Here is a 12,628-nt window from a genome sequence, read left to right as displayed (position 1 = left end):
TCAATGAGGTTTACTCTAATGAATAAAATGACAACAGCCGAACGTCGTGGTTATCAAATGATCTGTGATGCTACGGGATCGATGATGGTCGTCGCCTGTGACCAGCGTGGCGGTATGCGAACGTTGTTAGCCGCTACGCCAGAAGAGCAGGCAAAAATTAGCAATGAAACGTTGGGCAAGACCAAATACGATATTACCCGTTATCTTGCCGCCGAAGCAGGCTGCGTACTGGTTGATCCGATTTGTGCCGTGCCGGGTATCGTTGATGAGGATGTAGTGCCGCGCAATACCGGCTTACTGGTCGGGCTGGACGCTTCCGGCTGGGATACGTCACCGCAGGGATACCGCATCTCTAAAATGGTCGAGGGCGTTAACGCCCGTAAAGTCCGTGAACTGGGCGCGACCGGTGGTAAAATTATGATTTATCTGCGTATGGATACGCCGGAAGCGAACACCGCTAATCTTGCTACGCTGCGTGAAGTCATTGCCGATTTTGCTCGCGAGGATCTGCTGCTGGTGGTGGAGTTCCTGACTTATCAACTGGAAAATGAGAGCAGTGACGTTTATCAAAGTAAAATTCCGCAGCTGATTCAGGACGGCTGTCAGGCCTGTATTGATTGCGGTTCCAAGGTGCTGAAAATTCCCTATCCTGGCACGGAAACGGCCTGCGCTAAGGTAACAGAGATTTGCGGCGATATTCCCTGGGCCGTGCTTTCTGCGGGTGTCGATCACCAGACTTTTCTCCGGCAGGTTGATATTTCTCTGCGCAATGGTGCTTCAGGCGTTATTGCCGGACGCTCACTGTGGAAAGACTGCATTTCACTGGACCGCAACGTCTCCAAAGAGAAGCTTTCTTCCGTTGCCGTAGGACGGCTGCGGGATATTCAGCAGCTGCTGCATAAGCATAAAAAAGTGCTGGTGCCGGCATAAATTGCCGTTTATCCCTGGCTGGTCACGTGCTTTTGCCGTGACCAGCCCCCTTCAGGAAGAGCAGATGAAACAACTCGATCTGATTATTTTTGACTGTGATGGCGTGCTGGTTGATTCAGAAATTATCGGCATCAATCTTACCCGCGCGCTGCTTGAGCAGCACGGCGTTGTTATCGGCCTTGAGGCGTTCTGCACGCATTACAGCGGGCTGGCGTGGAATGAGCTGATAACAAAAGTGCGCGAAGAAAGCGGCGTTAACCTTCCCGATACGCTTCATCAGACATTTTATAACGCTTTATATAGCGAATTTGAGGAAAAATTAAGGCGCATTACCGGCACGTACGAGGTTATCAGCCAGCTGGATTATCCTAAATGCATTTGTTCTAATTCGGGTCGGGAACAGCTCGATTTTATGTTAACGCACGTAGGGCTGAAGTCGTTGTTTCCCGGCTCTGTCTTCTCGGCTGTCGATCTTGGGCCAAATCGCGGTAAACCGCAGCCCGATATCTTCCTTCATGCCGCGGCGGTTATGCGAGCTGTCCCTGAAAACACGCTGGTTATTGAAGATTCCGTACATGGCGTAACGGCCGCAAAACGTGCAGGGATGTATGTTGCAGGCTTTACCGGTGGCGCACATACCTGGCGCGATCATGCGGAGCGACTGAAAGCGGCTGGAGCCGATGTGGTGATAGATTCGATGTATCAGCTGCCTGCACAGATTGCCCGGCCGCCTGTAACTGATTAATAATATTAAACAAATCCCTAATAATTTTTTTTTCGCTCCACGTTTTACCCCCTCAGATCTTCGACTATCCTTCATAAACCTGCAAATTTTGTTACGGAGAAACCCCATGAGCATGTATGCAACGCTGGAAGAGGCTATTGACGCCGCACGTGAAGAGTACCTGGCCGCTAATCCAGAGCTGGAAGAAGATGATGCATCCGTAAGCCAGTTCAACCTGCAAAAATATGTTATGCAGGACGGCGATATCATGTGGCAGGCCGAGTTCTTTACCGACGAGAGCGATGAGGGAGAATGTCTGGCGCTGCGCAGTGGTGAAGCCGCACAGGCTATTTTCGACGGCGATTTCGATGAGATCGAACTGCGTCAGGAATGGCTGCCGGAAAATACGCTGCATGAATGGGACGAGGGCGAGTTCCAGCTCGAACCGCCAGCCGATACTGAAGAAGGTAAAGCCGCGGCGGAAGAGTGGGAAGACGATAACAGCGATTCCGATCGGGCCGATCGCTGGGAGTAACCGACCTTACTCATAAGGTCCGTGATGCGCATCAACAGGCAGCAGCAAAGTATCGACCACCAGCGACAGCGGGAGATCGATAATGGTCAGAAAGCGCCAGGGCGTATCACGGACATCCCACTGCACGCCAGGATAATACTGGTTGCTGTGGCCCTGCCCCGGAAACGTCCGGCTAATAATACTGCCGCATCCGGTCAGGGTCAGAATAGACATTCCCACCAGCATGCTACGTAAAAGCGTCACTATTATTTCCTCTTACTGAATAAAAAACGCGCCATTGTACAGGAACAGTTTGCGCAACGATGACCTGAAAACGCAAAAATAGTGTAAATATCACTTCTTCCCGCCTCACCCTACATGACATTGTTCATCGCCTGCATCACGGACAATCAACAATTGAAACTGCATTCTTGTTCTATGCTTTATTAACTTTGTCTGAGTATAAGGACCAGGTAATGCGCTTAAAAAGAACCGCCTCTTCACCGATCGTCCCAATTTTTCTCCCTCTTCCGATCCATAACCGGAGCTGAGCCTATGAAAGCCCTGACTTATCATGGCCCACATCGGGTTAGTGTCGATACTATGCCCGATCCTGGTATCGAAGCGCCCGATGATATTATTTTGCGTGTAACCGCTACGGCAATTTGTGGTTCTGACCTGCACCTCTACCGGGGCAAAATTCCTGGTACGCATCACGGTGATATTTTTGGTCATGAATTTATGGGTGAAGTTGTCGAAACGGGCAGCGGGGTAACTAACGTAGCGAAAGGCGATCGGGTTGTTATTCCTTTCGTCATTGCCTGCGGCGACTGTTTTTTCTGCCATCTGCACCAGTATGCGGCCTGCGAAAATACCAACAGCGGCAAGGGCGCAACCTTAAATCGCAAAAGCATTACCCCACCTGCGGCGCTGTTTGGTTACAGTAAATTGTATGGTGGCGTCCCCGGTGGTCAGGCGGAATATGTTCGGGTGCCCAAAGCCAATACCGGACCGTTTAAAGTCCCTGATACGCTGGCGGATGAGAAGGTACTGTTTCTTTCCGATATTTTGCCAACGGCGTGGCAGGCCGTTAAAAATGCGGAGCTTAAGAAAGGGTCAAGCGTAGCGATCTTTGGTGCAGGTCCGGTTGGATTGTTAAGCGCGGCCTGTGCACGATTGGCCGGTGCAGAACAGATTTTCATGATCGATCACCATCCTTATCGCCTTGAATTTGCCCGCGAACGCTACGGTGTGATCCCCATCAATTTTGATGATAATGACGATCCTGCTGCCTGGATTATTGAACATAGCGCCGGGCACCGCGGTGTGGATGCGGTGATTGATGCGGTGGGCTTTGAAGCGAAAGGCAGTCTGACCGAGACCGTATTAAGTAATTTGAAGCTTGAAGGCAGCAGCGGCAAGGCGCTTCGTCAGTGCATCGCCGCCGTACGACGAGGCGGCATCGTCAGCGTGCCGGGCGTTTATGCAGGCTTTATCCACGGTTTCCTCTTTGGCGATGCGTTCGATAAAGGACTGACTTTCAAGATGGGACAAACGCATGTGCATGCTTACCTTCCCGATCTGCTTCAGCTTATAGAACAAGGCCATTTAAAGCCGGAAGAGATTGTAACCCATCATCTGCCGCTTGAGGATGCGGCACGCGGCTATAAAATTTTCGAAAAACGTGAGGAAGAGTGCCGAAAAATTATTCTGATACCCGGGCTGAACGTGGAGCACGCAACGCTCTGAAAACTGGACATGAAATTCGATAATTCCCGACTTGAAAAATTTATTAACGGTCCGCCAGTGAAATTTTATTTCATGGCGGACTAAATGATTAACAGATTAATGTAATTTACTATCATCATGTTCTTATTTATTTCAGAAATTTTAAATGTGGCTAGATCAATAATATTTTTCCATCGTTTTTTTTCTTTCAACGCCACGTCTAACCTGATGAATCGGTTAGAGTTCCGCTTCAAATCCACCTGTTAACTGTCCTTTTTACCCGCTTAAATTAAATATTGAACTTACTCTTTTCCACAGGAATGAAAATAATAAGCTAACCTTGTTCTAAAGTCCTCCTGTTTTTTCTTATTTCCTTTTACCTCTACCTGACCGGAGCAAATAATGACGATTAAAACGATGGAAGATCTGTTCATTCACGACTTATCAGATATTTACAGTGCAGAAAAACAGATCACCCGGGCTCTGCCTAAAATGGCCCGCGCGGCAACTGATGAAAAGCTTGTTGCCGCGTTTAAACAGCATCTTGAAGAAACCCACGGGCAAATTGAGCGACTCGATCAGCTGGTAGAAAGTACCGAAGGCGTGCGGATCAAACGTATGAAGTGTCATGCGCTTGAGGGACTTGCAGAAGAAGCTCAGGAAATTATCGATTCGGTTGAGGCAGGTCCCGTCAGGGATGCCGGGCTGATCGGCGCGGCGCAAAAAGTTGAACATTATGAAATCGCGACTTACGGCACGCTCTACGCGATGGCCGTGAAACTCGGCTATCAGGATGCAGCAAAGCTGCTGGCAGAAACGCTGGCAGAAGAAAAAGCCACAGATGAAAAACTGACGGGTATCGCTGAACAACAGCCTTAATAAACATCGGCGGCAACCTTAAATCTCACGCCTGCAAGGCGTGTCTGAAAAAAATTAAAAGAGGTACTTTTTATGACTCACCAAGAGAATTATCTGGCATGGGTAAAAGATGCACATGCCATGGAAAAACAGGCCGAAAGCATGCTGGAAAAAATGGCCGGACGTCTGGAGCATTACCCGGACCTCAAAGCCCGCATTGAACAACATATTGAAGAGACGCGTCAGCAGCAGGTGTTGGTTCAGTCCGTTATTGACCGTTACGATACCTCTCACTCCACCCTGAAAGATGCGGTAGGTAAATTAACCGCGCTTGGACAGGCCATGGGTGGCATGCTGGCCGATGATGAAGTCGTGAAAGGCGCGATCAGCGGTTACGTCTTCGAGAATTTCGAAATCGCCAACTACACCTCATTGATTGCGGCGGCCGAGCTGGTCGGCGATACTGAGGGGGCGAAGATCTTTGCACAAATTCGCGAACAGGAAGTGGCAATGGCCGACTGGTGCCTGACTCACTTGCCTGACGTTACCGAGCAGTTTATGGTGCGTTCGGCGGCACCTGGCGTGGAAGCGAAAGTCTAGCCGCCTCACGTAACTCTTTGTTGTTGACATAAAAAAACCGGGAACCCTTGTTCCCGGTTTTTGTTGCTGATGGCCCTTCACGGGCCAAAAGAACCTACAGTTTCGTTGACTGGATCGCCAGAGGATTCATTTTCAGCGACCGGTAATAATCAAACCAGTCGTGATACTTGTCGGCATTTTGCCACAAGCGGTAATGCATCCGCGACAACGTTACCGGGTCGCTGATCAGCGCCAGGCGACGATCCCGATCCAGTTTAGCTGGCGATTCGCTCAGCGCCTGTTCAACACGGCGATCGCGGGCAAACTCAAGAATCTCGCTTTTCAGGTGACGCGACGTTGCCATTGCGCTTGCCAGGGCGTTAAACGATGGGTTAAACAACGCATGCATAAAGCCATCTTTCAGCGCACGCTCGCGATTCAGCTGATTGTAACGCTCGGTATCAACCAGCTCTCTTGGCGGCTCAAACTCTTCCGGGATCAGGAACAGTTTTGCGCGCTTAGAGGCCAAACCGGTTGTTGACCGGCTGGAAAATACCGACACGAATGGCGACAGGATCAGTGAGAAGACGATCGGTGCCAGCCACCACAGGAAGTTCAGATCCAGCCAGCCCATGCCTGCGGCCCAAACAATGCCCAATGCCATCTGTGAACCGTGGCGTTTAAAAGCCTCGCTCCATGGCGTTGCATCATCATCACGCTGCGGAGAGTTCCAGACCACTTCCCAACCGAGAAACGCGCTGACCACAAACACGGTATGGAACAGCATACGTACCGGTGCCAGCAGGACTGAGAACAGGACTTCCAGGAACAGAGAAAGGGTCACGCGCAGGATCCCGCCATAAGGTTTTGCGCCCTTGAACCAGATCAGAATGATACTGAGCAGCTTCGGCAGGAACAGCAGAACCATGGTGGTGGAGAACAGCGCTATCGCCAGTTCCGGACGCCACTGCGGCCAGACCGGGAACAACTGTCTCGGCTGCAGGAAGTAGGTCGGTTCCATTAGCGTATGCACCACCTGTAAGGCAGTAGAAAGCGCCAGGAACATAAACCACAAGGGTGCAGACAGATAGGACATTACGCCGGTCAGGAACACCGCACGGTGTACCGGGTGCATCCCTTTTACCAGGAACAGACGGAAGTTCATCAGGTTGCCGTGACACCAGCGACGGTCGCGCTTCAGCTCGTCCAGCAGGTTTGGCGGCAGTTCCTCGTAGGAACCCGGCAGATCGTAAGCAATCCATACGCCCCAGCCAGCACGACGCATCAGCGCGGCTTCCACGAAGTCATGCGACAATATCGAACCGGCAAAAGAACCTTCACCAGGCAGCGGCGCTAAGGCACAGTGCTCAATGAACGGCTTCACGCGGATAATAGCGTTATGACCCCAGTAGTGCGATTCACCCAACTGCCAGAAGTGCAGACCCGCCGTAAACAGCGGACCGTAGACGCGCGTGGCGAACTGCTGGCAACGCGCATACAGCGTATCCATGCCTGACGCTTTTGGCGAAGACTGGATAATACCGGCGTTCGGATTGGCTTCCATCATGCGCACCAGACCGGTGAGACACTCACCGCTCATCACGCTGTCCGCATCCAGCACCACCATATAGCTGTACTGGCTGCCCCAACGGCGGCAGAAGTCATCGATATTACCGCTCTTACGCTTCACACGACGACGACGACGGCGATAGAAGATACGCCCTTCCCCGCCGACATCACGCACCAGCTCCATCCAGGCTTTTTGTTCAGCCAGGGCGATATCCGGATTGTAGCTGTCGCTGAGAATGTAGACGTCAAAGTGCTGCTGTTCACCCGTTCTGACCACGGATTCCCAGGTAGCACGCAGGCCCGCAAATACGCGCTCAACGTCTTCATTACAGATTGGCATAATCAGCGCGGTGCGGTGTTCCGGGTTAATCGGATCCTGATCGTTACTGTTATATGAAATGCTGTATTTATCTTTACCTATCAGCAGTTGCAGGAAGCCCATCAGCGCGGTCCAGAACCCCGCTGAGACCCAGCAGAACAGCACGGCAAACAGGAACAGGATCCCCGTTTGCAGCACGTAAGGCAGGATCTGCAATACGGATTGCTGCCAGTTCTGGTTGATCATTTCCATCGGATCGATCAGCGCCCAGCCCTGATAAGGCAAAATGGTTTTCATGTACCAGGTGGCGATCACCGTCTGTGCAATGGTCAGAAGCAGCAGAATATAGCGACGAATCGAACCGACATGACGCCATTTTTCTTCCGAACGCTGCTCTTCCGCATTGGCATAGCGAGGCTTCGATTTACGACCACGCAGGGAGTCCCAGGCGCGACCAACAGGGTTAGTGCGCCAGGCTTCCGGGTACATGGAAGAACGGGTGTGCTTCGGCATAGCCTTCAGCGTAGTGCGATGCAGCGGGTCTTCAGCGAACTGTTCCCCTTTGCCCACGGAGTCTGGCCACGTCATCTCAATACGTGATTTGACCGACTCCAGAGGCGCGTCGTCGGGACGCTCCACCGCCGAATCTTTTCCACTCAGCGACTGATGTAGCTCGCTGAAGGCATTATCCGACTGCGTGGACAGCGTCTCGCGCAGCGCCCCTTTCCGCGGCTCGGAAAGGGGCAACGCATCAATGTATTCAGTGGGTAGAGCAGTAGACTTATTCATTGGCAGGCAACTGATAGCTCCAGGTTTCCGTCAGCGTCTTGTCACCGTTAACCAGCGCAGCACGCATTTCCGTAGGCTGTTTGTTGTCTTTCACGCGCAGGCGCATGATCAGACGCCACCCTTTGGTAACAGGGTTGTAACGCACGCTGTTTTCCACCAGCTCGCCGTTGTTACCGATGCTCACCTGTGGCGTTACCGGCGTATTCTCCGGCAGTTTACTCATATCCTGACCGGTAAAGTCGACGACAAAGGCCACGGTGCCGTCCGGCTGGCGAACCAGGTTGGACTGCTTCACGTCGCCAGTTGAACGCAGCGTATCTTTCACAAAGGCGGTGTCCGCCGAGTGCAGCTGGTTCTCATCACGCGTGAAATGCAGGCGGTATTTGAAGTTCATCTCTTTGCCTGGTTCAGGCAGGGTTTCCGGCGTCCAGAAAGCCACGATGTTGTCGTTGGTTTCATCTGCCGTTGGGATTTCAACCAGTTCGATATGGCCTTTACCCCATTTACCCTGCGGTTCGATCCAGCCGCTTGGGCGCAGATCGTAACGATCGTCCAGATCCTGATATTTGGCAAAATCACGGCCGCGTTGCAGCAAACCAAAGCCTTGTGGATTCTCAACGGTAAAGGTGCTCACCGCCAGATGCCTTGGGTTGTTCAGCGGACGCCAGATCCACTCACCGTTACCGGCGTGAATAGAAAGCCCGTTAGAGTCATGCAGCGCCGGACGGTAGTTCACCTGCGTGGATGGCTGGCTTGGACCAAACAGGAACATGCTGGTGAGTGGCGCTACGCCCAGCTTGCCCACTTTATCGCGCAGGTAGACTTTAGACTGCACGTCAACAGTCGATTCTTTGCCTGGCGTGATGGTAAAGCGATAGGCACCGGAGGCACGTGGCGAATCCAGCAGCGCATAGATAACCAGATGCTTGTCAGACGGTTTAGGCCGTTCCACCCAAAATGCTTTAAAGCGTGGGAACTCTTCGCCGGACGGCAGCGCCGTATCAATAGCCAGACCACGAGAAGAAAGGCCATATACCTGACCCGCGCCGATAACGCGGAAGTAGCTGGCGCCCAGGAAGCTGGTAATCTCGTCGTCTTTCTTGTTTTTACTGTTTAACGGATAGAGAACTTTAAATCCGGCAAAGCCCAGATTTTTGACCGTTTCAGGATCGTGCTTAACGTTGCCGAAATTAAAATAATCCGGCGAGTATTTAATCTCGTGCACGCTGGTGGCGGTCACTTCATTAATTTGCACTGGCGTATCGAAATACATGCCCTGATGGTAAAACTCCAGCTTGAACGGGGTCTTCAGCTTACTCCACCAGGCTTTATCGCGATTGAACTGGATCTGCTGATAATCAGCATATTTCATATCGCGCAATTGGGAAGGCAAATTGCTTTTTGGCGCTTCGTACCCTTTCCCTGCCAAATCTTTCGCCTGTTTTGCGACGTCATCAATGCTAAAAGCCCAGCTTGAACTGGCATACATTGACAGCAAAACTGTTGCACCAAGTAAGCGCAATTTCATCAGTTCTGGCTTATTTTTCATTTTAATCAGCACATCCCCCCCTTTCGTGTGCTTAAATCAATCCCATCCATCTTAATGGATAATTCAGCATTCCGACAGCTCAACAACGTTTTTGTTCCTCTCATTTGTTGCTTTTAGCGCCCTGTTCTCAAGTGCTTAGCGGATACAGATTCCCCTGATAGTATACCCGTGTTTTCTCAACTAGAGTAAGCGGTAAGCTTTAGCGTGGCTCAGGGCGAGCAAACGCTGTAACACGTTGAATATGGGATGAATATGACGGAAAAAACACAGCAACGAGAATATTTTTTTGATTCGATCCGGGCTTATCTGATGCTTTTGGGCGTGCCGTTTCACGTCTCCCTGATTTATTCGAGCCAGGCATGGTCAGTAAATAGCCTGGCGTCCTCCGAATGGCTGACGTTGTTAAATGATTTTATTCATGCTTTTCGCATGCAGGTCTTCTTTGTCATTTCCGGTTATTTTTCCTATATGCTTTTTTTGAAATATGCGTCGAGGCACTGGCTGAAAGTGCGTCTGGAGCGTGTTGGCATTCCTATGCTGGCGGCGATACCGCTGCTGACAGTACCTCAATTTTTTATGATAAAAGCCTGGACGACGAAGATCGGCGACTGGAGCAACCTGACGCTTTATCAAAAGTTCAATGCCCTCTCCTGGGATTTAATTTCTCATCTCTGGTTTTTACTGGTGCTGGTGGTCCTGACTGTTGCCGGAATGGCGATGTTTAAATGGCTGCGGGATGCTCAGCGCCCGGCAAAAGATTATGCCGATATTAACTGGACCAAACTCAGCTTCGCTATTTTGCTTTGTAGCCTTGGCTGGGGTGCAGTACGTCGTTTTCTGTTTATATTCGAGCCGCAGCTGTTGAGTAATGGCTTGTTTAACTATGCCTTTATGCAATCACTGTTCTTCTTACCCTTCTTTGTACTTGGCGCAATGGCATGGAAATATCCGGCGATTAAAGCATTGCTGGTTAAACCTGTCCCCTGGACATTTATCGGCTCGGCGCTGGCTTTCGTTGCCTATGTGGCAAATCAGACCTGGAGTAAAGGAGAGGGCTGGCTGTATGAAATCGATGCGATAGTGTCGATGATGATGGGATTGTGGATGGTGAATGTGGTGTTCTCGTTGGGCCACCGCTTTCTGAATTCTCATTCACCGCGCGTAACCTATCTGGTTAATGCCTCGCTGTTTATCTATCTGGTACACCATCCGCTGACCATCCTGTACGGAATTTTCGTGGTGCCGCACATCGGTAATAACACGCTGGGCTTTTTCACTGGCCTGGCCTTTGTTTTCGGTATTGCCTTTATTCTTTACGAGATCCATCTGCGCATCCCGTTGCTGCGCTTCCTGTTTTCCGGGAAGCCGCAAAGGTAAAATACGGCACTCTGCTTCTGCCCGGTTCAGACCGGGCAGGATCAGAGCAGCCACTCTATCGGCAGTCGCCACACCAAACGCACGAGTAACCGCTGAATAAAACGGGTGCGGGGTTCATGCCGGTGTACCCATTCTTTTTCTCCTTCGCCCGGATACTCCACCCAGTTTACCCTTCCCCATTTGTCCAGCCGCAGCGTCCATGCACGATCGCGCATCCTGCTGACAAAACGCTGGTGAATGCTGGCGGCAAGTTTTTCACTCTCGATCACAAAGCCCATTTCGGTGTTTAACATCGCCGAGCGCGGATCGAAGTTGAAGGAGCCAATAAAAACCTTCTCGTTATCCACGCTGAAGGTTTTGGCGTGTAAACTTGACCCTGAATTACCGGTCAAGCCCCGGTCGTGTGGCGTATCGCGCGTGTCGGAATGGGGCTTCAGCTCGTAAAGCGTTACGCCATGGCGCAGCAGTTTTTTCCGCCACTTGGCATAGCCCGCATGGACGACTGAAACATCATTTGCTGCCAGAGAATTGGTCAGGATGGCAATTTTGACCCCTTTTCTTCTTAAAGCCAGCAGCTGCGCCACGCCCGCACGAGTGGGGACAAAATAGGCGGAAATAATGTCGAACTGCTTCTCGGGTTTGCCGATGACTTCCAGCATACGTTGCGGTAAGAGCGAGGAGGCTTTTGCACGGCCCAGCCCTTTACGCGGATCGTCGCTTAACAGGCGGGTGCGTGCCCAGGTCAGTTCCAGTTCGCCTTTCGCCAGCTGCGTGGCAAAAGAAGAGGCTTCAATACGCTGAAGATAGCGCTCGACCTGAGGATCGCTGCGCCACTCATCAGGCAGGGTAATCGCGGCGCGATCCGCTTTTTGCTCAATATCCACCACTTTGCTGAAGGGTTTTACGGCCCGACTTTGCCAGTAACGTTCAAAGTCGTCAGTCACTTCTTCAACCACCGGCCCAATGGCCAGCACGTCGAGATCGGAAAACAGCGGCTCTTCCCCTGCGCCAAAATACTCATCGCCGATATTGCGACCACCCACAATCGTCGCTTCCCGATCGACGGTAAAGCTTTTGTTGTGCATTCTCCGATTTAAACGTGCAAAATCAGAAAGATAACCTAACATTCGCAGCGTACGAAACGAGAACGGGTTAAACAGCCGCACCTGAATATTGCGGTGGCGGCTCAGTTCGCTCAGCGTTTTATCCAGCCCCATGGTGTTGTTGTCATCCAGCAGCAGACGCACTTTCACGCCGCGATCGGCCGCATCAAGCACGGCGCTGAATAGCAAACGCCCGGACATATCGTTCTGCCAAATATAGTACTGGATATCCAGGGTATGCTCCGCCATCGTCATCAGTTGATAACGGGCGGCGAACGCGTTCAATCCCTCTTCCAGCGGATGAATCCCACTGTCTTCAGGATGGTTTTGCACCAGCGAGGCGACAGCACGGGTCAGGGTTGTCTCTTCATCAGGGGTGCCGCCAACTTCTGCGGTAAAAGCTTCGGTCACATGGGATCCTTAGTGCATTCAACATTATTGGGCGTTCACCCGCTTCCGTCTTGAAACGAACGGCGAAGACCAGTCTACCGGATGCATTATCGTTCCGGTTGCGTTTAATTGTCATGCGACAGTTCTGATTGCGGCGCTCTTAACGTTTCTTTAACCAACCTGCCGGTGAAAAAAGGCC

The 12,628-nt window shown here is 51.5% G+C and carries 11 protein-coding genes; 7 read left to right on the top strand and 4 right to left on the bottom strand.

From position 1 onward, the window contains the following. Positions 1 to 18: 18 nt before the first annotated feature. The 3 genes from EHV07_RS08185 to EHV07_RS08175 all read left to right on the top strand — a co-directional run bounded on the left by EHV07_RS08185 (position 19) and on the right by EHV07_RS08175 (position 2,189). Positions 19 to 930, top strand: coding sequence for a tagatose-bisphosphate aldolase (locus EHV07_RS08185; protein ID WP_147196814.1), 912 nt, complete (start codon positions 19 to 21; stop codon positions 928 to 930). A 64-nt stretch (positions 931 to 994) separates the two neighbouring features. Beyond that, positions 995 to 1,675: an HAD family phosphatase gene (locus EHV07_RS08180; protein ID WP_147196812.1), complete on the top strand. Its 681-nt coding sequence runs from the start codon at positions 995 to 997 to the stop codon at positions 1,673 to 1,675. Between the two features lie 106 nt (positions 1,676 to 1,781). Next, entirely contained in the window at positions 1,782 to 2,189 is a 408-nt protein-coding gene (locus EHV07_RS08175) for a MysB family protein (protein WP_147196810.1), read from the top strand. 6 nt (positions 2,190 to 2,195) lie between these two features. Here the strand turns inward: EHV07_RS08175 and EHV07_RS08170 are convergent, their stop codons facing one another. Next, positions 2,196 to 2,414 carry a YceK/YidQ family lipoprotein gene (locus EHV07_RS08170; protein WP_147200566.1) on the bottom strand — a complete coding sequence of 73 codons (219 nt, stop codon included), beginning with the start codon at positions 2,412 to 2,414 and terminating at the stop codon, positions 2,196 to 2,198. 309 nt (positions 2,415 to 2,723) lie between these two features. Here EHV07_RS08170 and EHV07_RS08165 point away from each other — a divergent pair, with 309 nt between their 5' ends. The 3 genes from EHV07_RS08165 to EHV07_RS08155 all read left to right on the top strand — a co-directional run bounded on the left by EHV07_RS08165 (position 2,724) and on the right by EHV07_RS08155 (position 5,354). Beyond that, positions 2,724 to 3,917, top strand: coding sequence for a zinc-dependent alcohol dehydrogenase (locus EHV07_RS08165; protein WP_147196807.1), 1,194 nt, complete (start codon positions 2,724 to 2,726; stop codon positions 3,915 to 3,917). 381 nt (positions 3,918 to 4,298) lie between these two features. Continuing rightward, positions 4,299 to 4,775, top strand: coding sequence for a ferritin-like domain-containing protein (locus EHV07_RS08160; protein WP_147196804.1), 477 nt, complete (start codon positions 4,299 to 4,301; stop codon positions 4,773 to 4,775). Positions 4,776 to 4,847: 72 nt separating this feature from the next. Then, on the top strand, positions 4,848 to 5,354 hold the full coding sequence (locus EHV07_RS08155) for a ferritin-like domain-containing protein (protein WP_147196802.1): 507 nt from the start codon (positions 4,848 to 4,850) through the stop codon (positions 5,352 to 5,354). A gap of 94 nt (positions 5,355 to 5,448) precedes the next feature. Here EHV07_RS08155 and mdoH read toward each other — a convergent pair whose 3' ends face one another. Both mdoH and EHV07_RS08145 read right to left on the bottom strand, forming a co-directional pair. Next, positions 5,449 to 8,010 carry a glucans biosynthesis glucosyltransferase MdoH gene (gene mdoH / locus EHV07_RS08150; protein ID WP_147196800.1) on the bottom strand — a complete coding sequence of 854 codons (2,562 nt, stop codon included), beginning with the start codon at positions 8,008 to 8,010 and terminating at the stop codon, positions 5,449 to 5,451. Further along, positions 8,003 to 9,541, bottom strand: a complete 1,539-nt coding sequence (locus EHV07_RS08145) for a glucan biosynthesis protein G (protein ID WP_174822382.1) — start codon at positions 9,539 to 9,541, stop codon at positions 8,003 to 8,005. The genes mdoH and EHV07_RS08145 overlap by 8 nt, the downstream gene beginning before the upstream one ends. Positions 9,542 to 9,811: 270 nt before the next feature. On the opposite strand from EHV07_RS08145, the gene mdoC reads away from it, so the two are divergent. Continuing rightward, a complete protein-coding gene (gene mdoC / locus EHV07_RS08140) occupies positions 9,812 to 10,936 on the top strand; it encodes a glucans biosynthesis protein MdoC (protein ID WP_147196796.1) in 1,125 nt (374 codons plus the stop codon). A gap of 41 nt (positions 10,937 to 10,977) precedes the next feature. Here mdoC and EHV07_RS08135 read toward each other — a convergent pair whose 3' ends face one another. Next, positions 10,978 to 12,450, bottom strand: coding sequence for a phospholipase D family protein (locus EHV07_RS08135; RefSeq protein WP_147196794.1), 1,473 nt, complete (start codon positions 12,448 to 12,450; stop codon positions 10,978 to 10,980). Positions 12,451 to 12,628: the final 178 nt, after the last annotated feature.

The organism is Pantoea sp. CCBC3-3-1 (genome assembly GCF_007981265.1).
Classification (GTDB): Bacteria; Pseudomonadota; Gammaproteobacteria; order Enterobacterales; family Enterobacteriaceae; genus Erwinia.
The sequence above is the reverse complement of the archived record's forward strand: the minus strand, read 5'-3'. Positions and strand labels throughout refer to the sequence as shown.